Origin of the sequence: Pseudomonas ficuserectae, from assembly GCF_024584585.1 — a bacterium.
Lineage (GTDB): Bacteria > Pseudomonadota > Gammaproteobacteria > Pseudomonadales > Pseudomonadaceae > Aquipseudomonas > Aquipseudomonas amygdali.
Window position 1 is genome coordinate 5,763,663 of the sequence record NZ_CP085684.1, and the last position, 24,383, is coordinate 5,788,045.

General features: G+C 56.9%; 25 protein-coding genes, 2 tRNA genes and 1 pseudogene. 12 read left to right on the forward strand and 16 right to left on the reverse strand.

Features of this window, described 5'->3' with window-relative positions:
• Window positions 1-8: 8 nt before the first annotated feature.
• The 6 genes from LJU29_RS25875 to LJU29_RS25900 are packed head-to-tail and all read left to right on the forward strand — an operon-like array spanning window position 9 to window position 5,951.
• Entirely contained in the window at window positions 9-2,351 is a 2,343-nt protein-coding gene (locus LJU29_RS25875) for a phage tail protein (RefSeq protein WP_257111380.1), read from the forward strand.
• Window positions 2,348-2,851: a hypothetical protein gene (locus LJU29_RS25880; protein WP_187599878.1), complete on the forward strand. Its 504-nt coding sequence runs from the start codon at window positions 2,348-2,350 to the stop codon at window positions 2,849-2,851. Before LJU29_RS25875 ends, LJU29_RS25880 begins: the two co-directional genes overlap by 4 nt.
• Window positions 2,841-3,773, forward strand: coding sequence for a hypothetical protein (locus LJU29_RS25885; RefSeq protein ID WP_257111381.1), 933 nt, complete (start codon window positions 2,841-2,843; stop codon window positions 3,771-3,773). Before LJU29_RS25880 ends, LJU29_RS25885 begins: the two co-directional genes overlap by 11 nt.
• Entirely contained in the window at window positions 3,770-4,300 is a 531-nt protein-coding gene (locus LJU29_RS25890) for a baseplate complex protein (protein ID WP_024642170.1), read from the forward strand. The genes LJU29_RS25885 and LJU29_RS25890 overlap by 4 nt, the downstream gene beginning before the upstream one ends.
• Window positions 4,297-5,007, forward strand: coding sequence for a hypothetical protein (locus tag LJU29_RS25895; RefSeq protein WP_257111382.1), 711 nt, complete (start codon window positions 4,297-4,299; stop codon window positions 5,005-5,007). Before LJU29_RS25890 ends, LJU29_RS25895 begins: the two co-directional genes overlap by 4 nt.
• On the forward strand, window positions 4,980-5,951 hold the full coding sequence (locus LJU29_RS25900) for a phage baseplate assembly protein V (RefSeq protein ID WP_257111383.1): 972 nt from the start codon (window positions 4,980-4,982) through the stop codon (window positions 5,949-5,951). The genes LJU29_RS25895 and LJU29_RS25900 overlap by 28 nt, the downstream gene beginning before the upstream one ends.
• Before the next feature lie 46 nt (window positions 5,952-5,997).
• On the opposite strand, the gene LJU29_RS25905 is transcribed toward LJU29_RS25900, so the two are convergent.
• The 5 genes from LJU29_RS25905 to LJU29_RS25925 all read right to left on the reverse strand — a co-directional run bounded on the left by LJU29_RS25905 (window position 5,998) and on the right by LJU29_RS25925 (window position 9,129).
• Complete coding sequence (locus LJU29_RS25905) at window positions 5,998-6,393, reverse strand: ASCH domain-containing protein (RefSeq protein WP_146755013.1); 396 nt, start codon at window positions 6,391-6,393, stop codon at window positions 5,998-6,000.
• Complete coding sequence (locus LJU29_RS25910) at window positions 6,371-7,420, reverse strand: GNAT family N-acetyltransferase (protein ID WP_257111384.1); 1,050 nt, start codon at window positions 7,418-7,420, stop codon at window positions 6,371-6,373. Before LJU29_RS25910 ends, LJU29_RS25905 begins: the two co-directional genes overlap by 23 nt.
• A gap of 24 nt (window positions 7,421-7,444) precedes the next feature.
• Window positions 7,445-7,963 carry an ATP-binding protein gene (locus LJU29_RS25915; protein ID WP_257111385.1) on the reverse strand — a complete coding sequence of 173 codons (519 nt, stop codon included), beginning with the start codon at window positions 7,961-7,963 and terminating at the stop codon, window positions 7,445-7,447.
• A gap of 107 nt (window positions 7,964-8,070) precedes the next feature.
• Entirely contained in the window at window positions 8,071-8,379 is a 309-nt protein-coding gene (locus LJU29_RS25920) for a hypothetical protein (RefSeq protein WP_257111386.1), read from the reverse strand.
• Between the two features lie 674 nt (window positions 8,380-9,053).
• A tRNA-Thr gene (locus tag LJU29_RS25925) sits at window positions 9,054-9,129 on the reverse strand.
• Window positions 9,130-9,233: 104 nt separating this feature from the next.
• Here LJU29_RS25925 and LJU29_RS25930 point away from each other — a divergent pair.
• The 3 genes from LJU29_RS25930 to LJU29_RS25940 all read left to right on the forward strand — a co-directional run bounded on the left by LJU29_RS25930 (window position 9,234) and on the right by LJU29_RS25940 (window position 11,650).
• Window positions 9,234-9,476, forward strand: coding sequence for a hypothetical protein (locus tag LJU29_RS25930; RefSeq protein ID WP_135004646.1), 243 nt, complete (start codon window positions 9,234-9,236; stop codon window positions 9,474-9,476).
• Between the two features lie 411 nt (window positions 9,477-9,887).
• Window positions 9,888-10,901, forward strand: a complete 1,014-nt coding sequence (locus LJU29_RS25935; protein WP_054071671.1) for a J domain-containing protein — start codon at window positions 9,888-9,890, stop codon at window positions 10,899-10,901.
• Between the two features lie 425 nt (window positions 10,902-11,326).
• Window positions 11,327-11,650, forward strand: a complete 324-nt coding sequence (locus tag LJU29_RS25940; protein WP_016981244.1) for a DUF6124 family protein — start codon at window positions 11,327-11,329, stop codon at window positions 11,648-11,650.
• A gap of 295 nt (window positions 11,651-11,945) precedes the next feature.
• Here the strand turns inward: LJU29_RS25940 and LJU29_RS25945 are convergent, their stop codons facing one another.
• The 5 genes and pseudogenes from LJU29_RS25945 to LJU29_RS25965 all read right to left on the reverse strand — a co-directional run bounded on the left by LJU29_RS25945 (window position 11,946) and on the right by LJU29_RS25965 (window position 16,226).
• Complete coding sequence (locus LJU29_RS25945) at window positions 11,946-13,217, reverse strand: methyltransferase (protein ID WP_257111387.1); 1,272 nt, start codon at window positions 13,215-13,217, stop codon at window positions 11,946-11,948.
• 1 nt (window position 13,218) lies between these two features.
• Window positions 13,219-13,916, reverse strand: a pseudogene (locus LJU29_RS25950) (ABC transporter permease).
• Complete coding sequence (locus tag LJU29_RS25955; RefSeq protein WP_005759815.1) at window positions 13,913-14,608, reverse strand: ABC transporter permease; 696 nt, start codon at window positions 14,606-14,608, stop codon at window positions 13,913-13,915. The pseudogene LJU29_RS25950 and the gene LJU29_RS25955 overlap by 4 nt, the downstream one beginning before the upstream one ends.
• A gap of 66 nt (window positions 14,609-14,674) precedes the next feature.
• Complete coding sequence (locus tag LJU29_RS25960; RefSeq protein WP_122321750.1) at window positions 14,675-15,439, reverse strand: ABC transporter substrate-binding protein; 765 nt, start codon at window positions 15,437-15,439, stop codon at window positions 14,675-14,677.
• 13 nt (window positions 15,440-15,452) lie between these two features.
• The gene (locus tag LJU29_RS25965; protein ID WP_011169804.1) at window positions 15,453-16,226 is read right to left on the reverse strand and encodes an ABC transporter ATP-binding protein; all 774 of its coding nucleotides are present in this window, start codon (window positions 16,224-16,226) and stop codon (window positions 15,453-15,455) included.
• A 525-nt stretch (window positions 16,227-16,751) separates the two neighbouring features.
• Here LJU29_RS25965 and gabP point away from each other — a divergent pair.
• Window positions 16,752-18,143: a GABA permease gene (gene gabP, locus LJU29_RS25970; RefSeq protein WP_257111388.1), complete on the forward strand. Its 1,392-nt coding sequence runs from the start codon at window positions 16,752-16,754 to the stop codon at window positions 18,141-18,143.
• Between the two features lie 47 nt (window positions 18,144-18,190).
• Here the strand turns inward: gabP and LJU29_RS25975 are convergent, their stop codons facing one another.
• From LJU29_RS25975 to LJU29_RS25990, 3 genes are all read right to left on the reverse strand, one after another.
• Window positions 18,191-18,676 (reverse strand): hypothetical protein, encoded by a 486-nt coding sequence (locus LJU29_RS25975; RefSeq protein WP_005745037.1) that lies wholly within the window; start codon window positions 18,674-18,676, stop codon window positions 18,191-18,193.
• Between the two features lie 141 nt (window positions 18,677-18,817).
• Entirely contained in the window at window positions 18,818-20,164 is a 1,347-nt protein-coding gene (locus LJU29_RS29410; protein WP_054995674.1) for a methyl-accepting chemotaxis protein, read from the reverse strand.
• Window positions 20,165-20,476: 312 nt separating this feature from the next.
• A complete protein-coding gene (locus LJU29_RS25990; protein ID WP_005748012.1) occupies window positions 20,477-20,755 on the reverse strand; it encodes a hypothetical protein in 279 nt (92 codons plus the stop codon).
• Between the two features lie 218 nt (window positions 20,756-20,973).
• Between LJU29_RS25990 and LJU29_RS25995 the strand changes: the two genes are divergently transcribed.
• Both LJU29_RS25995 and LJU29_RS26000 read left to right on the forward strand, forming a co-directional pair.
• Window positions 20,974-21,192, forward strand: a complete 219-nt coding sequence (locus LJU29_RS25995; RefSeq protein ID WP_005747805.1) for a ribbon-helix-helix domain-containing protein — start codon at window positions 20,974-20,976, stop codon at window positions 21,190-21,192.
• Between the two features lie 278 nt (window positions 21,193-21,470).
• Window positions 21,471-22,621 (forward strand): IS3-like element ISPsy29 family transposase gene (locus tag LJU29_RS26000; RefSeq protein ID WP_086004489.1). Its coding sequence is split into 2 segments (ribosomal slippage): window positions 21,471-21,705 and window positions 21,705-22,621, totalling 1,152 coding nucleotides; the frame shifts between segments, so codons are not numbered across the junction.
• Between the two features lie 187 nt (window positions 22,622-22,808).
• On the opposite strand, the gene LJU29_RS26005 is transcribed toward LJU29_RS26000, so the two are convergent.
• The 3 genes from LJU29_RS26005 to mutY form a co-directional block, all read right to left on the reverse strand.
• A tRNA-Phe gene (locus LJU29_RS26005) sits at window positions 22,809-22,884 on the reverse strand.
• 101 nt (window positions 22,885-22,985) lie between these two features.
• On the reverse strand, window positions 22,986-23,258 hold the full coding sequence (locus LJU29_RS26010; protein ID WP_002555777.1) for an oxidative damage protection protein: 273 nt from the start codon (window positions 23,256-23,258) through the stop codon (window positions 22,986-22,988).
• Window positions 23,255-24,322 (reverse strand): A/G-specific adenine glycosylase, encoded by a 1,068-nt coding sequence (gene mutY / locus LJU29_RS26015; RefSeq protein WP_057423010.1) that lies wholly within the window; start codon window positions 24,320-24,322, stop codon window positions 23,255-23,257. The genes LJU29_RS26010 and mutY overlap by 4 nt, the downstream gene beginning before the upstream one ends.
• Window positions 24,323-24,383 lie beyond the last annotated feature (61 nt).

The following is a 24,383-nucleotide window of genomic DNA, read 5'->3' on the forward strand; positions in this document are numbered from 1 at the left end:
GAGCCCTCATGGCTGCAAGCATCACCCTCGCCGGCGAGAAACTGATCGCCCAGAAACAAGCGGCCAACCTGCCGCTGACCGTGGCCCGCTTCGTGCTGGCCAATGTGCCCGGCCTCAATGTGAGCGGCCCGGTCAATCGCGCCGGCTTGAAGCCGCCAGCGGCCCAGATCGTCTACACCGCAAACATCACCCAGCAGGGTTACGTGAACCCTAACCAGGTGGTGTACAGCCTGCTGATGGGCACCGATATCGGTGACTTCGACTGGAACTGGATCGGCATGGAGACCAGTGACGACGTGCTGCTGTCGGTCGCCTACGTGCCGGTGCAACAGAAGCGCAAGAACATCCTGCCCGACCAGATCGGCAACAACGTCACGCGCAACTTCCTGGTGGTGTTCGACGGTGCCCAGCAACTGACAGGCATCAAGATCGACGCCAGTACCTGGCAGTTCGATTACACGGCGCGCATGAAAGGCATCGATGAGCGCGAGCGCATCAGCAACCGGGACATGTTCGGGCGCGCCTGCTTTTTCGGTGCAGGCCTGCAGCTGCAGAAGGTGGGCAATGCCTACCAGCTCAATCCTGGCCTGGCGTATGTCGAAGGCGTTCGTCTGCAGCTTGATGCCGTGCTGCCGGTGACCGTGCCGTCAGTGCCGACCAAGGCTTGGCTGGATGTGGTGCTGCAGCGCGAGCTGAGCGATGTCGTGGCTTCATTCAAAGTTGTGTTCGGCCAGGAAGCGAAGGTCGACTACACCGACAGCGCCTCGGCCAGGCACTACCTGGTGCCGTTGGCCGACATCACTGGTACCAGTAGCCTGGTCGACCTGCGCCCGATCGAGGCGATCGACAGCGAGCTGATGAAGCACTTCGCGGCGCGGGTCGGGGATTACCCGAAACTGCGCGCCCGTGCTACCACCAAGGATGACGTCGGTCTGGGCAACCTGCCTAATGCGATCAGCGACGATCCAAGCAGCAACAGCGGTCTTGTGTTAGCCAGTACCAAGCTGGTCAACGCGGTGCGCTCGGCGTTGGATTCTGTCATCGCTGCGATTGTCGACGGCACCACCGTAGTGGGCAAAGCGGCCCGTCTGTCGACGGCCCGATCCCTGAAGTTCAAAGGTGCGGCCACTGGCTCTGGAACCTATGACGGCGCGAGCGATACAGAGATCGCGCTGACGCTGGCCGACAGCGGTGTCGCGGCAGGTGCGTACACAAAAGTAAACGTCAACGTGAAAGGTCTGGTCACCGGCGGCAGTAACCCGACAACGCTCGCGGGTTATGGCATCAACGATGCGTACAGCAAGGATGACGCGAACAAAAGTTTCGTGAAGCAAGGCGGTGGGCCTGACCAGAAGGGCAATCAGATCAACATCGGCTGGACCGGCGCGACGCTCAAAGCGAGCGTCGACGGCAACGATCTGGGCAGGATCTGGACGGAAACCTCATTCAACCCCAATGACAAGGCCAACAAGGCCACCTCGCTGAGCGGCTACGGGATCACCAACGCCTATACCGTCGAGCAGGTCGACGACCTGGTGGGCAGACGGGTACTGGCCGACTCTATCGTCCATGCCGGTTTCGCCAGCAACAACACCGAGTATCCGTATTTCCGTCGCATCTCTGATAACAAGGTCTATTACCTGCAGCCGCAGATCGGATTCACGCCCTTGCAGCAGGGTGGCGGTGCAGGCCAGAAGACCAACAAGGTGTACATCGGTTGGTCGGACGTCGGTCTGAAGTTGACGGTCGACACCTCGGACATTGGCCGGATCTGGACGGAACAGTCGTTCAACCCCAACGACAAGGCCAACAAATCCAACTCCATCGCCGGCTACGGCATCACGGACTGCTACACGGTTTCTCAGGTCAACTCTCTACTGAACCAGCGCGTCGCCGGGGATTCGATCCAGACCGCTGGTTTCGCCAGTGACAACCCGGAGTACCCCTATTTCCGTCGTACCTCTACCGGCGGCATTCACTACCTGCAGAACCGTCTCGGCTTTACCCCTGTGCAGCAGGGTGGCGGTGCGAGTCAGAACGCCAACACGTTGAGGCTGGGCTGGTCAAACAACGGCGCAGGCCTGCGCCTGCAAGTCGATGCATCGGACATGGGGGTGCTCTGGGGAGAACAGAATTTCTTCCGGCCCGACACCAGTAACTTTTTCTCGGTTGCCGTAGTGGGCACGTCGGTGCAGCTCCCGGCAGGCGGCACCTGGTGCTACACGCTTATGCACTATTACTCCGGCGGCTCTGGCGTTATAGGTCGCGGTGGTCAAGCAGCAGGCGGCACCGTCATTCAATTCAGTGGGGGATCCACCATCTACGGTTTCGCCTGGAGATACGCGCCATGACTGATATTTCACTCAACACACTCGAAGAGGTGCTGCCGCCTCTGGACCAGGCCCCGGTTCAGGAGCCTGAGACCGTCGCGGTCATGTTTACCGACGTTGCCCTTAAAAACGATGGCTCGTTTGTGATAACCGTTGCTGGCAACCGTTGTCATGTTACCCAGGACTACAACCCACCGCTGTATCAAGCCGTTGTCGACTACCTGGACACCGGTGGCCACGCTACCGAGTACGCCGAGGACGTTGTTGTCCAGAGCGATCCTGGTTTGTTAGCCAGGCTCTGGGTTGAGCTGCGTTTGAAGGTCTCGGATAACCTGGTATCGCAGTACCGCGATGCTCGCGATCTGGGAGGTGAACTGCCGATCACACCCGAGCAGTTCACCCAGTTGCTGACCTGGCGGCAGGCAGTGCGTGAATGGCCGCAAGTGCCTGGCTACCCAAAGGAAACCACGCAGCCGGTTACCCCGGACTGGATTGAAGCGGTCGTGCTCGATGGCGAATGAATGGGCACCGATCAAGCTGCAGTGGCCAGTGCAGGCCACTCAGTGGATGGACCAGATGGCCGGCGCACGCGACCTGATCCAGAGTGAAATGGCAATCACCGGCCAGCGCGTATCGATGCTGGCCGATATCGCTACCACCAGCCCTGGACTGATCGCAGGGACCGCGAAGTCCGCCATCAGCGCCGGACGCGATGCGTTGGTCGCACAGTTCGAAAACGTTCCGTCGTGCATCGTGGTGACGCCTTTTCAGCACGGTATAGGGCAGGGCAGCGGTGGTCACCAGCGGTTTCTGTCTGCGCCCAACCTGCTGCAGCTACTGGCCGACAAGTTGACTGACACGACCGACGCAGTCCGCCCGCAAGGCCAGCAGAACGCTCTGGTACTGATATTCCTCGCCACGCGTCTGGACCAGCTCGCCGCGACGCTGGGGCGGTTCAACGTGGTGTTGCCTATGCCTGACCTGGTGCGCGCCGAGCGCCGTGCCGAACACCTGGCCAAGCTGGAAGTGGAAAAATGGATCATGCCGATCGCCGGGCAAATGCCGCTCTGGAGCCAGTTGCCGCTGCAGCGCTGCCCGATCACCAAGCTGGCCAGCCAGTCCATGGCCGGACAACTGGCGGTACTCGAAGGCTATGCCGCCGACAGCTCGCCCATGGCGGACCTCGCAGATCTGCAGGCGCGAAAGAAGGCGCAGGTACAAGAGCGCGAGCAGCAGCTGGCCGATCTGAAAGCCCAGTTCACCAACAGTGCCGACGACGTATCGATACAGTCCCGGATGCTGGGACCGGGTGACCTGGGCCAACTGCGCCGCGAACTGCTCGAAGGCGAAGCACCTGGCCATGAATGGCCGCTGTGTGCCGGCGCATTGTTGGTCGGATCTGCGGAGAGCCTGAGCTTTGTCCAGGAACTGGTGGGCCTATGACGCTGCTACTCAATGGCGAGCAGATCGTCGGCCACCGCATGAAGCTGACGGCCAACCTAAAGATCGAAGCCGACGAGCTGGGCGGCCAGACATCGGCTACCGACAAATCGCACAAGGGGTTCAAACCCAAGACGCTGACCGTCGCGCTGACAATCCCCTACAAGGCACTTGAGGACCTGCGCACGATCATGCGCCTGGCCGAGGCGACTGCAGGCGGTGGCCAGCTGCAGACCTACCGGATCGTGAACGACACGGCCAAGGCCTTTGGCATCCGGCAGGTGACGTTCTCTGACGGGGTCAGCGCCCGCGAGGACGACACACTGGCCCAATGGATCGTCCAGTTCACCCTGAGCGAGAAGCTTTCCAACCCGGAGAAGGTCGAGAACCGTCGTGCCGGCAACGGCGTGACGTCGCAGTCAGCACCAGGTGATGGTGTTGCGGGCAGCGGATCGGGCACGCCCGAAGAGCTGACCGGCTTTGAGGCAGTGCTCAAGAAGGTGGACATCTACCTGGGCGGCGCGTCATGAGCATGAAGCTGCACAAGGTGCTGACGATCGGTGGCACGGTCATGCCGCTGGTCAACGACGATGTCCGCCTTGACCTCAAGAGTCCGGGCCGCGCCACGTTCACGATCAAGGCCGGCGTTACCGTCAAAGGTTTGGTCACGTTCGATATCGGCTACAACGAAGCGGTCCTGCAGCGTCATTTCATTGGCTACGTCGAACGCTGCACCGCCACCAATGGCATCGAGCAGGTGGTGCTTTGCCGCGAGTTAGCCGCGGTGCTGGCCAACCCATTGCCCATGAACCTGCGCCATGTGGATCTGCGCGCTGTACTGGCCGATATCGGCGACAAGACCGGGTTGCGCTTTCGGGTACCGGATCAGGCGTATACACGCACTAAGACGCCGTTCTTCTACAACCTGGCCGCTGGTTACCAGGCACTCGACAGCATGGCGCGGGTGTTTGGCATCAAGGACTTTATCTGGCAGCAACAGGGTGACGGCGAGATCTACGTCGGTGCCTGGGCTGACAGTTTCTTCGGCGCTCGGTCGCCGTTGCAGTTGCCGGTTAACCTTTTCGACGGCTACCAGGGCAGCCAGAGCGCAATGATTGCGGCTTTACCAGGCCTGCGACCAGGCGTATCAATCAACCAGGGCGAGCGGATCACGAACGTGACGCTGGCCGGCACACAGATGGCTATCAAATGGACGACGCAATCAAGCGCAGCGTAGAGCGGCAATTCCCTGAACTCACTGGCGGCTATCACTTGCCGCGCTTCGCCAAGGTCGTAGCCGTGGCGGATGCGCCGGCCAGCGCTGGGCTGTGTGACGACTTCCGCCCGCGTTTCTCGGTCGACCTGCAGGTGATGGGGCCAGGTGGCGAGATCGACACGACATTGCCGGTGCTGTCCGGCGTACCGCTGCCTATGCCAGTGGGTGGCGATGAGATGGGTTTCTTTGCCTTTCCGGAGGAAGGCACTCAGGTCGTCGTATGTTTTGCCTATGGCCTGCCACACAAGCCCTACATCCAGACCATCCTGCCGCACGGCCTGACACTGCCAAAAGTCCCCAAGGGCGACCAGGTGTGGCAGCACAGTGACGCTGTGCAACAGCGCGTCGACGCAGACGGCAACTGGTTGCGCAAGACCGACGGCAAGATCCAGGACCAGGCGATCGAACGCGAGGTCGACGCCATGACCAACGCCGAGCGCTTCCAGAGTCACACCAGGACGGTGGATGACCATTCGACCGAGTCGGTGGGGGGCGTGAAGAAGATCGAGGCCTTGGGAGCGCTCAAGATGCTGTCAGGCGGATCTGCGAGCCTGGCGGCAGTGGACGACCTGCACCAGGCCACTGGTCGGGATCTGAACCTGGTGGTCGGGCAGAAGCACAACGCCACGGTGGGGGGCGACATGCACGAGCGCATTCAGGGATTGCGGGAGAGCATCACCAGCGAGAGCCAGCGTCTACAGGCTCCGAAAAATTGGGTCGGGTCCGGGTCAGTGAACATCTTCCAGGTAGTTTGTGACCTGCTAGATCTGGTCCATGACATGAACACCCAACTTGCTGCGCATACTCATGGGCCGACGCCGGTGCCGGGAAATGTAGCTTTGTTCACTGCCGACGCAGCAAAAGCTGCACTACTTTCTACGCGACTTGCCGCTATTACACTCTAATTATTATGTGATAAAAAAGCTCACCCGCAGGTGAGCTTCTTCATGTTCAGATATTTTGGCCTTGAAAGTCCCGTATGTAACAAAAAGACTGCGGCGCGGCTCCGCTAGGTACCATAGTCTTCAGGTTTAAAGGGGTTTCATAACGACGAACTTCCCCAACTTTTATGGCGTGCGCAGTTTTTCTACCGTCAAAATATTCGTTAAAGAATTTTTTGGTTATTCCTGAGAATTTAGATGTAAGCGACCAGATTTCTTTAGGGTCATCTGAAAGGACTTCATCAAAGTCAAATTCGCCTATTATTTTCCCAACAGGCATTGTTGCATAAATAACTACAGTTCTTACATCTGGATTTTTAAAAACAGACTTCCTGAATTCAAAGCGTTTCTCGCCTTGCAGTATTTTTTCCGCATATTCAGGCTTAATTGATAATAATACTTTCATCTATTTGGCCCGCCTGTGCGATCGAAAGGAACTGATTTCGAGTCAACGGCATGAAGCCCCAATATGAATTAGGATCCAATCCGTACTGCTCAATCATCTCGCCACGTGTTACGCGACGTTTTAAAGCCGCATTATACGTAAAGCGGAACACGTGAGGGAATTTTTTCTTGTCCCAGAAATACTCAAGCTCTGCGTCGCTAAAAACACTATACGGTTGGCAATACTTCATGAATTCTGCGCGCGAGGCAAAGGAATGGATCGATCGGTACTCTTCAACAACCCCTATAGAAGTTGCCACCGAACGATAATGAGCATGTCCAGCTCCATCCGATGTACGGTAGATTACTAATACGTCACCTGGCCTGAGGTTTTCTAAACCGTTCATCGCTGCCAGATAAACTTTATGAATACTGTTGGCGTGGGAGATGTCCTCGATAATGTCAGCATCTTCGTTGTTCAATATCGAGTCTGGCAGCAGTCTGGTATGCCACTGAGGATTTATTGAAAGAAGGTAAAATTTTCTATTTTCTAAATTCACGAGCGGATATGACCGCACGAGAGATTCTTGAAGGTGAGTTAGATCTTTAATTAAAACGTGCTCTACACCGTTTTCAGTATGTTTCTCCGCCGCTTTTGAAAATCCATACTTCTCAAATAGAGATATTAATATTTCGTGATTCGGAAATACTGTGACGTATATTTCGCTGACGTCATGGTGTAATGCGTGGTCAAATATTTTCTTCAAAAACCGCTCGCCTAATTTCGTACCTCGAGCGTTGATCTTCATGATTCCGACTTTTAATCGTTTTTTATTCGGTAGTGGAGGTATTACATCTTCAAGTTTTCCGTTTTCAGGCTTGAGGTAAAGAAATCCATTGACGTTGCCTTTTTCATCCTCAAATACATACGCTTGATCGTCTGCTTTTTTCGCAAACCATTTCGTAAATTCTTGGTAGTCATTAATTAATGAAGCGAAGAAAGGGTCTTGAAGGTTTACAAATTTGAATTTTTTTTGGATAAGTTCCATTGTCGCATTCCTGGCGTTAATAGATCAGTGCATCGTATTTAGAGTGTCGCAAAATTCTTTGTCGGAAGGTGCATGCAAAATGGTTAAAGGGATACAAAGCAACTCGCTTATGTATCTTGCTCTCTCCCTCTCAGATGCTAAGAAAGCATCTATATTGCCTGCAGAAAAGTTCGAGTCTCTTGCCGAGAGGCGGTTTCGTATTGTTTCAGGCGATGCCTCAATGAGGAGTATTGCAGAGAGGCTCAAATTTTTGAACGTGTCTTCATGCACGACGGCAAGGCTGCCATCTGCATTTTTAAGAACGAAGTGTCCGTCGAGCAACAGTAAGCTTTCACTAGCTAGTATGCGATTTACCGCAGTGGTGAGAGCGATCTGGTTAGCGTCAACGTTCGATACTAATTTGTCCGAACCCCAGTTTGGAGATTTCACCTCTTCCCTAATGAGACTGCTTGCACTGGAGTGTTTAATCCCGGAGTCCTTTGAAAAGCGCTGACACAGATATGTCTTACCTACTCCATGCACGCCCGCGACGAAAATAACCATCCTGACACCCCTTTCCTTGTGGTTCCGTCAGTACGCCATTCACTGGCACAGATGTCAATTAGATATCAAGGTAACGTGAAGGTTGTCGTTTGCAACAAAAAAACGTGTCAAAAAGCACTTATCCCCCTCCCGCCGACGGGCTCCGCGTCCGTTTTTTGTGCAAACCCAGATGCGATGAAAGCAATACTCCAGCCCAAGCCAGCCGTGGGGTTGCGTAGGGGAGCTGCAATTGCACAACGTGCAAGCTTGTGCAGGAAAATGTCAGCGCCTTGCACAGCGAGCGACAGGGCGGTGCAGGCGGGGGCAATCCTCGGAAGCCCGGCCAGCTTGGGCGAAAAATTGGAAAACCGAGGAATGGGGTGGTTTTCCAAATCGACACCGGTCTCAAAGCTGCGCACCAGGGCATCGGCGGCCAAAACAGATCCAACCTCTACAACTCAAGCAGACCGGGCGCTGTAGCCGCATTCAGGGGCCTTTGGAGATTGCACACGATTGCACGCGCTGGTGACGATCTACAGGCCTTCATGCCTTGCAGTCAGATTCTCGAAAAAGGACGTTTTAAATGAGATTGAATCTCAGGTATGGGAGGGTGTTTTCAAAAAGAGCGATATTAGCCATATGACCCACGAACCTAGGCTGGAGGCCACGGTTTTACTGGGCTGCGCGTATTACATCGAAAGGTAATATGAGGCGATATGAAAGGTAATATTTTCCTGAAACCCCCGGATTCATTGGGTTTTAGGAAATGAAAATATAGCTTTAGTAAAAGGTAATATTATCGCCTTTGTATCGCTTCAATATTACCTTTGCCCGAAAACGCTGAAAGCCACGGCCTGCAAGGGCTGCAGCCAATTTTCCCGAGACGTATTACTAATATTACCTTTTTCTGACCCCCCTCAGATTTTGAGCGGGGCCCCCTGTACCGAGCGGTTGGCCAGGGTCTCGCGCTACTGCTCATGAGCGTCTGTAGCTGCGGTTGGAGCTCGACGTGGAGCGCGTAAGACAGGCCCGATCGGTGGCCTTGTTACGTGGCTTATTACGTCTGGGGGAAAAAACAAGGGCCTGCACCGCTGCAAGCCCTTGATTTATATGGTGCCGGCACCAGGAGTCGAACCCGGGACCTACTGATTACAAGTCAGTTGCTCTACCAACTGAGCTATACCGGCGTAATGGGCTGCGAGTATATAGCTTCTGATGCGCTTGTAAAGCCTAGCTGTCTGATTCAGTTGAAAAAAATCGACCATTGGCGCTTTGGGTGGGATGCGGACGGGTGGTGGTGCAGGACGTTTCCGTTGGTTTTGATGGATTGGTCTGTTTGATGTGTGTGAGCAATGCGATTTTGAACGCTGATTTCGCCTTTGACGCATACAGCTTGTGCCTGACAAAGCAATGGATTTTTAACCTGGTAGTGCAAACCGATGCGTCCAGCGTTGATGGCTATCTGGTGTGTGAACAGGCACCCATCCGACCCCGCCATTTTTTGGCAGTTGCGGGGCAGGAGGGCTTTGCATAGGCTTGTTCTCAACGGCCCAGGCTACTGAGTCAGCAGCACGGGACGTTAGCTTTTCAGCCAGCAGATAAAGGACTATCTGATGAGTAATGCGATGGATCGTAACCGGGTTTGGGGTGTTGTTTGCCGCAGGCTGGTCATTCGCTGAGGAGTTGTTGAAGGATATTTGTAGTTGCGTCTGGCCTGTTGGGTCTTGCGCAAGGTGGGGCTGAGGATTGCTGTCTGAATCGCATGAATGTGCGTCTGGACGCTCACGAAGGCTTCATCGATGTTTCAAGAAATGCCCGGATCCTCTGGATTCGGGCATTTTCTTGTGGGCTGGTTCTTGTTGCGTTGCATTTGCACTGGAGATATGGGCTTTTTGGCCGATACATCTGTATCAAAAATGGCAGTCAGCCATGGACAGCAAGTGCAATGCAGAGAACGCCCACGCATTACGAGCTGCTGAGTGTTGCTCGCGATGCCTCTCCTGAGCAGATCAAGAAGGCTTATCGCAAGCTGGCGCAGAAGCTGCACCCGGACAGGAATTCCGACCCTTATGCCTCGGACATGATGGGCGTGGTCAACGCGTCTCATGATGTGCTGGCGGACCCTTCGCGGCGTGCGGCTTATGATGCGCAGCTTGCTGCCGATGAGCACAAGGCTCGTATGGACGCGTTGCGGCGCAAGCAGGCGCGTGCGGGGGGCGGGCAGGCGGTGCATGTGTATGCCGCAAACTCCGCTACTGCCACTGCAACGCCCTCTCGGGCGGCTCGGACGGGCCCGGCGCCCAAGGCTTCTCCTTCCTCTTCATCGCCTTCCAGTGACAAGCGTCGTCGCAGTGCGTGGCGTTGGGCGCTGGTGTTTGTAGTGTTTTGCGCAGCCGGGGCGTGGATGGGTTATGACCGCGATGCTGGCAAGGCGTTTGTGCCAGCCGAGCCGGTGCCGGTGGCGCAGACGTGGGTCAAGCCAGCGCCCGCCGCCCCGGTTGAAGAGCCTGTGGCCAGCCCGGCCAAGCCGGTTGATGCGGTAACGTCCGAGTGTGAGGTGCCCGCGCTGGATCCGATGGGCGCACCCTGGCCGGAAAAGGCGGGTTACGTGAAAGATATGCCGTTGCTCAAGGACAACGGCTGGTCGCAGATCACTGTGGATAACTCGGCCGGCGAGTCGGCGGTGTATGCCAAGGTCACGGATGCGGTGGGGCGCAGGGCGTTTCGGCATGCGTTCGTGCCGGCCGGTGCGGTGTTTACGTTCGCCAAGATGGACCCGGGGCTGTATCTGCTCAAGTACAAGATGATGAGCACGGGTTGTGCCTTTGCGTCGGGTCGGATCTTGCTGGAAGAGACGCCGATGGGCAGTCAGATCAAGTCCAGTGCGTACAAGCTGACGTTGCGCAAGTTGCAGAACCGTAGCGTGCCGTTTGCGCGGTTGAAGGATGATCAGTTTTAGCGGTTGGGCTGTGACGTGAGTGCGGCGTCGTCTGTTAAGTCTTCGCGGACAAGTCCGCTCCTACGGGCTTCGGCAATTGTGTGCAGAGATCATCTTTTGCAACGCTTTCAGGCCGGTTTTTGCAGGCTTGGTCTCTTTCTTTTGAAGGACATTTCCGAGAGAATCCCCGACCGCTTGCGCCTCTCGATGTGTGCTTCTAATCTCCGCCCCGTCGCTGCATATCAGCGATCGGGTTTAGTAGCCCGCAGTGAGTTAAGGCGTAACACAGCCGCGTTTCATCAGGCTTCGTCCCGATGCTATGGCGACTGTGCGCTTGGCACCTTCGGGTGCGCCGGTTCTTAGCTCACCGGTCTACTAACTCGCGTACAGTTGCCGCCTTTCGTTTAGTAGCGAACAGGTAGCGACTTCATAGAAGGAGCTAAAGCATGGTCAAAATAACCCCCGACCCACCCAAACAGTCCAGCACCGCGCCAATCTTCGACAAGGCGGTCGTCAAGCGCGCCATGGCGTGTTACCTGCCAATCCCCCGCACTGACAAAGAGCCCCACGACAGCAAGTTCGACTTCATCAGCCTGGAAGCAACCTTGGTGCATGCGCTGGATTTCCTGCGTTGTGCATCGGCCACCGCCCACGAACTGGGCGATGAATTGACCGGTGCGCAACGCGACCTGGCGTTTGCCTCCATGCACATGCTGGAAATGGCCAAAGTCATGGTCGAGCGCTCGCTGGAGTGTGTCGAAGAGGTCTGAAACCTCGCACTAAACAAGTCGTGCACAGGCACTTGCGTGTGCACGATTGAGCCAGGTAAAAGGCTTGTTCCAGAGCCTTTACCAAATCTTTATGCACAATTGCTTGATAAAAAAATACGCGCGTTACCAGATGTGCGCACATTGGCCTGATGCGCCGCAAGGCATTGTTTTTGCGGGGTACGGAAAGGATTGCGGGAAAAAATAAGGGGCTTTAGTAACTGGCGCGCCAAGCTTTAACGCACTCATCCACATTTTCATCAACAGACTTATCCACAGGTTGCTCAATCGATTTAGGTCACGATTTTCGAGCCAGAATCAGCAGGTTGCGTGGTGTAATCCGGCTGTCACAGAAAGTGCCAACGCTGACGCTGTAGCCCTGCTCGTGGACATAAATTGCCCTGTCGAGCACCAGCCACACCTCCAGCGGACGCCGAAACAGATCGCGGACCAGTTCCAGGTTGCGCACTTCGGCCAGTCTCCCCCAGCCAGCGGCTTCCAGAGAAGCCCAGTCCTGCTGGCCCGGTGCTGGCAGATTCTTCAGTCGCGCCAGATGATTGCAGTAGTCCGCGTAGGACGCATCCAGCCAGGAAGTCGGCAGCGAGGGCGTGGGCAAGTAATCGTCAATGCCGCGCAAGCTGCGCTGCAGCAGGTCGAAGCCCAGACGGCGTGCCATTGAGGTGTCGCGTTGACGACGCACGCGAGCGCCAGCCGTCACGGTTTCGCTGAGTGGCAGGCCGAGTTCGTCTCGCGACAGCTTCAAACCCGATGCTTTGCCGTCGCTGGACAGCGGTCGATACAGGTCGTGCCGGGTGCGGTTGTAGCAGCATGGCGCGATTGCCATGTGCCGACAGCCGGTCTGGCTTGCCAGCTCCATCAACTGAATGTGCAGGTCGCCGCAGGCATGCAGCGCCACAGGCGTGTGCTCGGGTTGCAGGCAGCGCCAGGTGTCGTCGGCCATGACATCCTGCTGCACATGCCTGGCGTCGATGCCTTGCCGCGTACTCAGTGCCAGGCCTGCTTCGATCAGCGCCGAGTCGTGCTCCAGGCAGGTCAGACACTGACCGCGCCCGGTCAGGCGCCGCCCCAGGTGACCTTTGCCTGCGCACCAGTCCAGCCAGTGAGTGGTGGTATCACGCATGTCCAGATGGCTGGCGAAGGCTTCGATCTGTTGCCATTTGCGCCCCGGCACGTCGACACTCATGCGCGCATCGACTGGCTCCAGAGGATGTGAAGGCAGTTCAGCGACGTGGCTCAGGGCGACGGCTTCGGCGGCCAGTTGCGGGAACGGAAACGGAGCATCGAGTTGTTCCGGGTGGTTATGCGCGGCCTCGGCCTGTTCCAGCGTGCGTTGCCGCAGCCAGTTTGCGAGGTCCGGGTATTTGTCTTCCCACGGCAGACGCAGGTGTGTGAACGGTTTTGGCCGCCACAAGGCCTGATGCGCGAACAGAAAGCTGTCCAGCGCACGAAAGTGGCTGCCGAGGTGTTCATCCTGCAAGCAAGGTTCAGTGGGCATAGTGGCGGCCTCGCGGGGCAAGGTGCTGACTGGGTCGACGCCAGCACCCTTCATATCAGCGCCCCTGACTGGCGTCTACACGCAATAGCTTTTCCAGCAGGCGGAAGCCTTGTACCAGCACGAACGTCATCACGAGGTAGAACATACCGGCGGCGAAGAAAATTTCTACCGGCAAGTAAGTGCGGGCGATGATCGTGCGGGCCATGCCGGTCAACTCCAGCAGGGTGACGGTGCTGGCCAGTGCGCTGGCCTTGAGCATCAGGATGACTTCGTTGCTGTAGGCAGGCAGGCAGGCAGGCCGATACGTGCCGCGCGGGGCAGGACGATGTAGAACAATGCTTTCCATTTCGACATGCCCAGCGCCCGCGCAGCCTCGACTTCACCGACCGGCACGGCCTGAATGGCGCCGCGCAGGATTTCTGCGATGTAGGCGGCAGTGTGCAGGGTCATGGTGACAACCGCACACCAGAAAGGGTCGCGCAGGTACGGCCACAACGCACTCTGGCGCACCGACTCGAACTGCGCCAGGCCGTAATAGACCAGAAACAGTTGCACCAGCAGCGGTGTGCCGCGGAAGAAAAAGATGTAGGCGTAGGGCAGGGCGCGCACCGGCCAGTGACGCGATGCACGGGCGATGCCCATCGGGATGGCGAGGATCAGCCCGGCGATGACGGCAATCGCCACCAGCTCAAGGGTCAGGGTCGCGCCCTGTGCCAAGCGTGGCAGCCACTTGATGATGACTTCCCAGTTCATGACGCACTCCTCAGAAAGCCGCGACTGGCACGCTTCTCAAGGAAGTACATGCTGGCCATCGCCAGCACGGTCAGGCCCAGGTACATGAAGGCCGCGACCACGTAGAAGGTGAACGCTTGCTTGGTGAAGCCCACGGCGATCTGCGCGTGGCGCATGATTTCTTCCAGGCCGATCACCGACACCAGCGCGGTGTCTTTCATCAGAATCATGAACAGATTGCCCAGGCCGGGCAGGGCGATGCGCCACATCTGCGGCAGGACCAGTTTGAAGAGGATGCGCGAGCGTGACATGCCCAGCGCCAGCCCGGCTTCACGATGACCTTTGGGGATGGCCAGAATCGCGCCGCGAAATACTTCGGTCGCGTAGGCACCAAAGCAAATGCCCAGGGCGATGACCCCGGCAGAGAAAGCGCTCAGGGCCAGGTCAGGAATGTCGAACAGTTTGCCCAGAGCGCGCATGCCGTTGACGGTGCCGAAGTAAATCAGCAACACCCAAAGCAGTTCGGGAATGCCGCGTACCAGGGTCGAGTATGTACTGCCCAGCCATTGCAGAGGCTTGTAGGGCGAGGTCTTGGCCAAGGCGCCGAGCAGTCCGAGTATCAGCCCCAGGCACAGGGCCGAGAGTGCAAGCTGGACCGTCATCAGCGCGCCAGCCGCAAGGGCCGGGCCGAATCCGTGGAGATCAATGTTCATGGGCAGGCTTTGTCAGGGCCGGTCGCCGCGCTTCGACAGGAAGCGGCGGCGACGCGGTCAGGTGAATCAGAGGATGCTGAAAGGGAAATACTTGTCGTTGATCTTCTTGTAGGTGCCATCAGCGATGATTTCTTTCAGGGCCGCGTTCAAGCGCTCGCGCAGGGCATCATCACCCTTGCGCACGGCGATGCCGATCTTGTCGTCTTCAACGACAGGTTCGCCCTTGAACTCGAAGTTCTGACCCGCTTTGCTTTTCAACCACTCGAAGCTGACGTATTTGTCGGCCAGCATGGCGTCGACGCGACCGGAGGACAGGTCGAGGAAGGCGTTTTCCTGAGTGTCATAGAGCTTGGCGTCCATGATCCCGAGCTTGTCTTCCAGCCAGGTGGCGGCCAGTGTCGATCGCTGTGCACCCACTGACTTGCCGGCAAGGCTTTCTTTGGCTTTTTCAGTGCTCGATACGTCGATCGAGGAAGTTTTCGGCGCGATGAATTGCAGCTTGTTCGAGTAATACGGGTTGGTGAAATCGACCACCTGCTTGCGTTCTTCGGTGATCGACAGCGACGAGATCAGGAAGTCGAACTTGTTGGCCATCAATGCCGGGATGATGCCGTCCCAGTCTGACGTCACCGCTTCGCACTCGACCTTCATCCTGGCGCACAGGGCCTGGCCGATTTCATAGTCAAAGCCCACCACCTGGCCACTCGCGTCCTTGTTGTTGAACGGCGGGTAGGCACCTTCGATGCCCATTTTCATTGTTTCAGCAAAGGCACTGCCGCTGAAGGCAAGGGTGGCCGCTGCGATCAGCAAGATCTTTTTGTACGACTGCATGGGTGTTGCTCCGTTAGCGGTGACTCGACATGAATTGTTTGCACCTTGCCGACAGCGGGTTTTCGAATACTTGCTGCGGTGTGCCCTGTTCTTCGACCATTCCCTGATGCAAAAACACCACTTCAGTTGATACCTGACGTGCAAAATTCATTTCGTGGGTTACCAGCAGCATGGTCCGGCCTTCTTCAGCCAGTGCGCGGATGACGCCGAGTACTTCCTGAACCATCTCCGGGTCGAGGGCCGAGGTCGGCTCGTCGAACAGAATGACCTTTGGCTGCATGGCCAGCGTACGCGCAATGGCTGCGCGCTGCTGTTGCCCACCGGAAAGCTGCGCAGGGTAGGCATGGCGCTTATCGGCGATGCCCACTTTGGCCAGCAGCTCTTCAGCCACCTCGATGGCTTCGGCCTTGCTCTGGCCCAGAACGCGACGCGGCGCTTCGATGATGTTATCGAGCACGCTCATGTGCGGCCACAGGTTGAAGTTCTGAAATACGAAACCGATCTGGCTGCGCAAACGGTTGATCTGCCGGTTATCGGCGGCAATCAGGTCGCCGTTGCGCGCAGCCTTGAGCTTCAACTCTTCACCGGCCACTAGAATCTGCCCCTGATGCGGGTTTTCCAGCAGGTTGATGCAGCGCAGCAGCGTGGACTTGCCGGAACCGGATGAGCCGAGGATCGATATGACATCGCCGTCGCGAGCGGTCAGCGAGATGCCTTTGAGCACCTCAAGCTGATCGTAGCGCTTGTGCAGGTTGCGGATTTCCAGGGCGGGCGTGGCCTCGGCCATGTGGGGTCCTCGTTGAAGTGTGCGCGCTGGCTGCCAGCGAACGCCAAGCTAGCACAGCGTTTAAAGGACAACCATCGACGTATTGTGTCGAGCGTGGAGGCGCTCGACGGGTTGTCTCATCCGGGCAGCGGACGGTCGCATGAAGGCAAGCACCATGCCCTGCAAAACAGGAGCGTGCGCGAAAAAGGCGCGATGTTGCCAGCTTTGGCTTGGTGTTGGAAGTAGCATTTGCTGAGTGGTGGTCTGATTTCTGCACCATGTTTGCGCTTTGAGGAAGGTTTGGGGCATTTTTGGTGCGTGCATGTAGACGAATCTGAGGCGTTTGGTAACAAGTCCTACAGACTGCGTATAAAAGCCATCACCCTGCATGCTTCACGGGCTAAGCCACAGGCCTCGTATTCTCTAAGCGACGTCGTTTTCGAAATATTTTGGCGCAATTCTTGCGTCAATAATAAAGAACGGCACCGTAGCTTTCTTTTTACGTAACGCTTCGGTGTGCCTCGCTCGTCTTGCACAGGTGGTTTTATGAGCAGTACCGCTAACTCTTCCGAGCTCGAACAAGGGCTGAAACCGCGACACATTACGATGCTGTCGATCGCCGGCGTTATTGGTGCCGGTCTGTTCGTCGGCTCCGGCCACGCGATTGCCGAAGCCGGCCCTGCCGTGCTGCTGGCCTACGCCGCTGCAGGTACGCTGGTGGTGCTGGTGATGCGCATGCTGGCCGAAATGGCCGTTGCCTCGCCAGACACCGGTTCGTTCTCAACCTATGCCGACCGCGCTATCGGGCACTGGGCCGGCTTCACCATCGGCTGGTTGTACTGGTGGTTCTGGGTGCTGGTGATCCCGCTGGAGGCCAATGCCGCCGCGACCATTCTGCATGCCTGGTTCCCGAACATCGCGATCTGGATGTTCACGCTGGTCATCACATTGCTGCTGACCGCGACCAACCTGTTCAGTGTTAAGAATTACGGCGAATTCGAGTTCTGGTTTGCGCTGATCAAGGTTGTGGCGATCATCGCGTTCGTGGTGCTGGGTGTTGCGGCGATTTTTGGTCTGCTGCCCACCAGTAATGTCAGTGGCGTGAGCCATCTGTTTGATACCGGTGGCTTCCTGCCAAACGGCATGGGCGCGGTGCTGGCGGCGATGTTGACCACCATGTTCTCGTTCATGGGCACCGAAATTGTGACCATCGCTGCGGCGGAGTCCAAGAACCCTGGCAAGCAGATCACCAAGGCCACCAACTCGGTGATCTGGCGGATCTTCCTGTTTTATCTGGTTTCGATCTTCATCGTTGTGTCGCTGGTGCCGTGGAACGACCCGCGCCTGACCGAGGTGGGTTCGTATCAGACCGTGCTTGATGCGATGGGTATTCCGAACGCCAAGCTGATTGTCGATCTGGTGGTGCTGGTTGCCGTGACCAGCTGCCTGAACTCGGCGCTCTATACCGCTTCGCGCATGCTGTTCTCGCTCGGTAAGCGCGGCGATGCACCGGCATTGTCCAAACGCACCAGCAAGGGCGGCACGCCTTACTGGGCGGTGATCATGTCGACTGCCGCGGCGTTCCTGACCGTGTTCGCTAACTACATCGCACCGGCTGCTGTGTTTGATTTCCTGCTGGCCAGCTCCGGTGCCATTGCCCTGCTTGTGTATCTGGTGATTGCCGTGTCGCAACTGCGGATGCGCCAGAAGCGCATTGCTGCAGGCGAGGCCATCGACTTCAAGATATGGCTGTTCCCATGGCTGACCTGGGCGGTGATCGCGTTCATCGTTGCAGTGCTGACGATCATGTTGATCCAGGAAGAGCACCGTGTCGAAATCATCGCCACCGGCCTGCTAAGCCTGCTGGTGATCAGTGCTGGCCTGCTGGTTTCGCGCCGCCGCAAAGCCGGGCGTGTAGGCGCTGCTGCGCTGGGTTGATTGGCCGCTGAATATCGTGCTGACGCTCTGCGTCGGCACGGTCTCGATCAGCGTGCGGCCTTGGTGTCTCGCTTCATCAGCAGATCGGATGCCAGGGTGTAATCCTTCTGGAAGGCAGGGCTTTCGATCCATTCGATGGCTGTGTCTTCGTCTTCATCGTGGTACATGGCGCGGTACACGATCAGCAGGCCCATCATGAAGTCCGTGGCAGGGTCTTCGTCCTCTTCGGAAACGACCAGTGCCAGCACCGGGTACTGCAGGAAGACGACGCACAGCGCCAGTTGGCTGATGGCTTCGGCGGCTTTCATGGCCACGAAGAGATCATCATAGTCGGCCGGGTCGAAGCCGTTCTCTACGATGTCTTTGAAGTCGAACGTGTTTAGATCAAGTTCGACGTCATCAAACGGCAGATTGACCAGCGCAGAGGCAAACACCGGGTGGACGAGGCTGGTTGTGCCCTTGCCCGAGCGATTCTGCTTGGCCTTGATTTTTGCGCGCTTGGCACGTTTTTGCTGCTTGTCTGGCGAGGCCATGAGCGGTCCTTTGGCTGGCGTGAAATGCGATGGCCGCTATTGAAGCGCAGACGGGCTGGATAACCAAGGCTTGGCCGTAATCTCTGGACAATAAAAAACCCGCAGGACGCGGGTTTTGATGTGCTGGGTGTTACACGATCGTCATCGCTTGCCCGGCTTTGCAAACGCTTCGGCTTCATCCATGCGCGTGGCGAACATGTTCACGGCCTCGACCGCATCGCTTGCGCCGTCGCGGATCTGCACGATGACCTGTCCGGCCTGATCTGCCAATGTCACACCTCGAATGGCGCCTTCCTGCGTGGCATCCATGCTCGCCACCGCTTCACGTGTTTCGGCGAGAATCTTGCCAATCATTTCGGCAATCTCGGTGGTCGAGCCGCTGGTACGTCCGGCCAGTTGCCGGACTTCGTCTGCCACCACGGCAAACCCGCGACCCTGATCACCCGCCCGTGCCGCTTCGATGGCAGCGTTGAGCGCCAGCAGGTTGGTCTGATCGGCGATGCCGCGGATGGTGTTGACGATGGCGGTGATCTGCTCGGAGCGATCGCCCAGCTGGCTCACCAGCTTCGCCGACGCGCCGATGTTTTCGGCAATCTGGCGCATTTCCCGAGCGGTTTCCTGAATGACCAGGGTTCCTTGTTCGGCCACTTTCTCGGTTTCTGCCGAGATATGGTAAGCACGCGACGCACCATGCGCATCGGCTTCCTGCTTTTCGACACGCTGGGTAATGTCACTGGCGAACTTGACGATCTTATAGAGCTTGCCGTCGACATCAAAAACCGGGTTATACGTTGCTTCCAGCCAGACAACCCGGCCATGTTTGCCGAGGCGTTTGAACTGATCGCCAATGAACTCGCCCTGATTCAACTTGCGCCAGAATTCGGCATATTCCGGGCTGTTGACCAGTGCCGGTTCGCAGAACGATCTGTGGTGTTTACCTTTGATCTCGTTCAGTGCGTAACCCATGACGTTCAGGAAATTACTGTTGGCGGTTATCACATTGCCATTGGGCTCGAATTCGCAAACAGCCATGGCCCGGTCTACTGCTGCCAGCTTGCCGTTGGTCTCATTTTCGAGCATTACGCGTTTGGTAACGTCCAGAGCATATTTGACCACCTTGAACACTTTGCCCTGCGTATCGGTCACCGGGTTGTAGCTTGCCTCCAGCCAGACGCTACGGCCATTCTTGTCGATGCGCTTGAAGGTGCCGGAGATGAACTTGCCAGCCTTCAGAGATGCCCACAGGTCCGCGTATTCACGGCTGCGGAGCATCTCCGGCTCGCAAAAGTCGCGGTGCGTCTTGCTGGCCAGCTCATCGGCCCGGTAGCCCATCGTTGCAAGGAAGTTATCGTTGGCACGAAGGATCTTGCCGTCGAGACCCAGCTCGACCACCGCCATTGATTTTTCCAGTGCGTTTGTCAGTCCTTTGAGTCCATCTACCTCGGCCTTCATGGCTGTCAGTTCAGCTTTGTTCTTGTTTCCGAACATAACCTGCCCCTTGGTGTGTTTGTGGACTTGCTGTGATTAGAGTATCGGCTCGAAAAGCTGAGACATGAACGGGTCATCGCAACAATCGACTGGATAAATGAAGAGATTTATTGGCGTCAAAAAAGTGCAGTTTTGGGTCAAAGAAAAATACATTGACCATAAGTGCACAGATATCTGGAAAAGCGGTCTGCCCGTCAAATTCCGGACAAAGAAAAGCCCGCGATGGGGGAGCGGGCTTAAGGATTCACACTTGGGAGCAGCTCTACAATGACGCGGCCGCTGTGAAAACTTTGTGAAGAGTATTCACTGTTTTCACTTTTTTTCCGGCTGGATGGTGTTGGTCACTTCGGACGTTGGCACGAAGGTCTTCGATTCTTCGGCAGCCGCTTCCTTGGACGCAGCTTTGTCCTTGGCCGCTTCGGTGTTCTCTTTGGCAGCCTCGTTCACTTTGTCCTGGGCAGACTCCATCTTCTCCTGGGATTTCTCCTGATGAGCCTGAGCGTCCTGTGCTTTCTGTTCGGATTTGCTGTCGCAGGCAGCCAGACCCAGAGTGGCGGCGAGGATGAGGGCGGAGGCAGTTAACTTGAGCACGGAATTTTCCTTGTGGAAGCAAATGTATGGCTTCGAGGGTGGGCGGGGAAAATTAGTTCAATGGGATGGGGGCGGCAGGGCTCTGGATGGCTGGTCTTGATTTGCTCGAAGCACTGGGCTTCCGCGCTGCGTAACGCATGTGTGAGCATGCCTCTTCTAGGCGAAGGCCTCTCGCAGTCGATAAACGATTTTGGAGTTCAAGTATGGAGACCGTACGGATGACCGATCAAAAGGGCGCCTTAATAAGCGCGCAGACTGAAGTGGGCACGTACACCAGCGACAGCCAACATATTCGCGACTTGATTCGTCGCGAACAGGCCCGGAGCGCAGACATCGAAGCCATCCGGCTTGCGCTGATGGAAGGCGAATCCAGCGGGGAGCCGCATTTATTCAGCTCCGATGAGTTCAAGCAAAGAGTGTTGAAGGCGAATGGCTGAGTATCTAGCTCATTTGCTATCACCAACACTGATTAGGAATGTATCTCTACCGCTTAGCTGGATCACAGGCGCAAATGTGAGCAATGAGAAACCCGGCGCTAGGCCGGGCTCTACGCTATGGCTTATAGAGCCAGTCGCGAGACTCGGCATTAGCCCTAAGGATCTTTGCTTTTTTCTCGATCTCTTTCTTTTCGTAATCACTGAAATCGATCAGGATGAATCGCCCCGGGTTTCGTAGACACCTCCATGCCTTAAACTGAGGCCAATCAGGAGGTGCCATGAGCAACCCACGTTATCCCGAAGAATTCAAAATCCAAGCGGTCAATCAAGTGACCGAAAAGAAGCTGCCTGTCGCTGATGTGGCGGCGCGTCTTGGCGTGTCGACGCATAGCCTCTATGCCTGGATAAAGCGCTACAGCAAACCTCAGGCAGAACGGCAGCAAGACGATGATCAGCACGCTGAACTGCGTCGTCTGCGAGCGGAACTCAAGCGGGTCACTGAAGAGCGAGACATCTTAAAAAAGGCCGCCGCGTACTTTGCCAAGGAGTGCGGCTGAAGTACGCCTTTATCAAGCAGCGCGCGGGCGACTACTCCATTCGACGGCTTTGCCTGACGCTGAAAGTCCATCCCAGTGGTTATTACGCTTGGTTGTCTGAGCCGCAATCTGCACGCGCTAAAGACGACCAGCGATTGCTGGGTTTGATCAAGCACTCGTGGCTGGAGAGCGGCGGAGTTTATGGCTATCGCAAAATCCATGACGACCTGCGCGAGGTCGGTGAAGATTGTGGTCGGCATCGTGTGGCGAGGTTGATGCGTCTTGAAGGTCTGCGCTCTCAGACAGGGTATCGACGTCGCCCTGGAAAGTACGGCGGTAAGCCAGCGGTCGCCTCACCCAATTTACTGAAGCGCGAGTTCGATGTCGTGGAACCCAACAAGGTTTGGGTCACCGACATCACCTACATTCGTACGTATGAAGGCTGGCTGTATTTGGCGGTGGTGCTGGATCTGTTTTCTCGTCAGGTCGTTGGCTGGTCAATGAAGTCGCAGATGACCAGTGATTTGGCCATTGATGCGTTATTGATGGCGGTTTGGAGGCGAAAACCGAAACAAGAGGTGATGGTTCACTCCGACCAGGGCAGCCAGTACAGCAGCTCCGATTGGCGCAGTTTTTTGAAGGCAAACAATTTGGTTGCCAGCATGAGCCGCCGAGGCAATTGTCATGACAACGCCGTGGCTGAGAGCTTTTTCCAGCTTCTGAAACGGGAACGAATCAAGCGGAAAATCTACACCTCACGGCAAGATGCTCGTAGTGATGTGTTCGATTACATCGAGATGTTCTACAACCCAAAACGCCGCCATGGTTTCAACAATCAGCTGTCACCGGTAGAGTTTGAAAAACGTTACGCAATGAGCTTGCAAGGTGTCTAGAGAATCCGGGGCGATTCAGAGCGCTTTGCTGGCTTGTCTTGACTAGATTTCCAGGCCGAGCTGGATCCGCCCTCGATCTATGTGGCCTGCCGGGGAGCATCCGCAAACCTTAGACAACAAAAAGCCCGCACGAGGCGGGCTTCTTGTGTGCTTTCAGGTGTGCTTGGCATCACCTGAAAACGAAAGGTGGTGCCCAGAGACGGAATCGAACCGCCGACACGGGGATTTTCAATCCCCTGCTCTACCGACTGAGCTATCTGGGCAACGGGGCGCATTAGACGTGTTTTTCAGGAGGTCGTCAAGCGTGTTTTTTAAAAAATTTGAATTATTACCGACGCTTACGACCTTCACTGCGTGAAACGCTTTATTTTTCGGGGGGTACGTAGCCTTCGGCCTGGGCGTATTCTTCGCCGGAGAGAAACTTGTCCATCTCGGTCTGGAGGAATTTCCGGTCTTCGGCGTTCATCATATTCAGGCGGCGCTCGTTGATCAGCAGGGTCTGGTGTTTCTGCCAGTCGGCCCAGGCTTTTTGCGAGACGTGGTTGAAGATGTCTTCGCCCTTGGCTCCCGGATAAGGGGCGCGTTCCAGGCCGGGCAGTTCTTCTTTGTACTTGCGGCACATTACGGTGCGGGTCATGACGACTCTCCTGCGTTCAATACGTCGGCTGCGCGTTTGAGCAGCTTTTTCACCGGGGCAGCTAGGCCCAGGCGTGGCGGGGTGGCGAGGTTATACCAGAGCCAGTCGGCCTCGGCCACGTGATCGGCGGACTCCTGGACCTTGACCAGCCAGGGTTCGATGCTCAACTGGAAGTGGCTGAAGGTGTGGATCAGCCCCGGCAGTTCATGATGCTCGCCCAATTGCAGTGCGTGTTGCGTGGCCAGGTGCTGCAGGTCATCGAAGTCATCCAGTTCCGGAAGGCTCCACAGGCCGCCCCACAAGCCGCTGGAAGGGCGACGATAAAGCAGAATCGCGCCGTCTTCGTTGGCGAGCATCGGCATGAGCGTGCGTTTCTGCGGCACGGTCTTGCGTGGTTTGGGGATGGGGTAGCGGGTTTCCAGGCCCAGCATGTGCGCCTCGCAACTGCGTTCCAGCGGGCAGAGCAGGCAGCTGGGTTTGCTGCGGGTACAGAGCGTGGCACCGAGGTCCATCATGGCCTGGGTATAGTTGTTGACCCGGCTGTGCGGTGTGAAGCGTTCGGCTGTAGCCCACAGCTGTTTGGCCACCTTGGGTTCGCCGGGGTAGCCCTCCTGCGCGGTAAAGCGCGCCAGCACGCGTTTGACGTTGCCGTCGAGGATCGGCGCGCGAAGGCCCATGCTCAGGCTGGCGATTGCGCCTGCTGTGGATAGACCGATGCCGGGCAGCAGGATGAGTTTTTCGACGTCGCGGGGAAACTCGCCATCGTGATCGGCAACCACGATTTTTGCGGTCTTCTGCAAGTTGCGGGCGCGGGTGTAGTAGCCCAGCCCGGTCCATAGGTGCAGCACTTCGTCTTCCGGTGCCTCAGCCAGCGCCTGCACGGTCGGCAGGGCCTCCATGAAGCGGTCGAAGTAATTCAGAACGGTGCTGACCTGGGTCTGCTGCAGCATGATTTCCGATACCCAGACCCGATACGGCGTGATGTCTTGTTGCCAGGGCAGGTCATGTCGGCCATGACGGTCGTACCAGTCCAGCACGGCGTTGGAGAATTGTTCGGGTTGCATGGCCTGGAGGGCTCTCGTCTGGATATGGGTGGTGATATGAACGGTCGTGCCAGCGGAGCGC

Excerpts from the sequence above, each read along its gene's own strand:
- LJU29_RS25875 (WP_257111380.1), top strand. The coding sequence starts at position 9 with ATGGCTGCAAGCATCACCCTCGCCGGCGAGAAACTGATCGCCCAGAAA.
- LJU29_RS25880 (WP_187599878.1), top strand. The coding sequence starts at position 2,348 with ATGACTGATATTTCACTCAACACACTCGAAGAGGTGCTGCCGCCTCTG.
- LJU29_RS25885 (WP_257111381.1), top strand. The coding sequence starts at position 2,841 with ATGGCGAATGAATGGGCACCGATCAAGCTGCAGTGGCCAGTGCAGGCC.
- LJU29_RS25890 (WP_024642170.1), top strand. The coding sequence starts at position 3,770 with ATGACGCTGCTACTCAATGGCGAGCAGATCGTCGGCCACCGCATGAAG.
- LJU29_RS25895 (WP_257111382.1), top strand. The coding sequence starts at position 4,297 with ATGAGCATGAAGCTGCACAAGGTGCTGACGATCGGTGGCACGGTCATG.
- LJU29_RS25900 (WP_257111383.1), top strand. The coding sequence starts at position 4,980 with ATGGACGACGCAATCAAGCGCAGCGTAGAGCGGCAATTCCCTGAACTC.
- LJU29_RS25905 (WP_146755013.1), bottom strand. The coding sequence starts at position 6,393 with ATGAAAGTATTATTATCAATTAAGCCTGAATATGCGGAAAAAATACTG.
- LJU29_RS25910 (WP_257111384.1), bottom strand. The coding sequence starts at position 7,420 with ATGGAACTTATCCAAAAAAAATTCAAATTTGTAAACCTTCAAGACCCT.
- LJU29_RS25915 (WP_257111385.1), bottom strand. The coding sequence starts at position 7,963 with ATGGTTATTTTCGTCGCGGGCGTGCATGGAGTAGGTAAGACATATCTG.
- LJU29_RS25935 (WP_054071671.1), top strand. The coding sequence starts at position 9,888 with ATGCAGAGAACGCCCACGCATTACGAGCTGCTGAGTGTTGCTCGCGAT.
- LJU29_RS25940 (WP_016981244.1), top strand. The coding sequence starts at position 11,327 with ATGGTCAAAATAACCCCCGACCCACCCAAACAGTCCAGCACCGCGCCA.
- LJU29_RS25945 (WP_257111387.1), bottom strand. The coding sequence starts at position 13,217 with ATGAAGGGTGCTGGCGTCGACCCAGTCAGCACCTTGCCCCGCGAGGCC.
- LJU29_RS25955 (WP_005759815.1), bottom strand. The coding sequence starts at position 14,608 with ATGAACATTGATCTCCACGGATTCGGCCCGGCCCTTGCGGCTGGCGCG.
- LJU29_RS25960 (WP_122321750.1), bottom strand. The coding sequence starts at position 15,439 with ATGCAGTCGTACAAAAAGATCTTGCTGATCGCAGCGGCCACCCTTGCC.
- LJU29_RS25965 (WP_011169804.1), bottom strand. The coding sequence starts at position 16,226 with ATGGCCGAGGCCACGCCCGCCCTGGAAATCCGCAACCTGCACAAGCGC.
- gabP (WP_257111388.1), top strand. The coding sequence starts at position 16,752 with ATGAGCAGTACCGCTAACTCTTCCGAGCTCGAACAAGGGCTGAAACCG.
- LJU29_RS25975 (WP_005745037.1), bottom strand. The coding sequence starts at position 18,676 with ATGGCCTCGCCAGACAAGCAGCAAAAACGTGCCAAGCGCGCAAAAATC.
- LJU29_RS29410 (WP_054995674.1), bottom strand. The coding sequence starts at position 20,164 with ATGTTCGGAAACAAGAACAAAGCTGAACTGACAGCCATGAAGGCCGAG.
- LJU29_RS25995 (WP_005747805.1), top strand. The coding sequence starts at position 20,974 with ATGACCGATCAAAAGGGCGCCTTAATAAGCGCGCAGACTGAAGTGGGC.
- LJU29_RS26010 (WP_002555777.1), bottom strand. The coding sequence starts at position 23,258 with ATGACCCGCACCGTAATGTGCCGCAAGTACAAAGAAGAACTGCCCGGC.
- mutY (WP_057423010.1), bottom strand. The coding sequence starts at position 24,322 with ATGCAACCCGAACAATTCTCCAACGCCGTGCTGGACTGGTACGACCGT.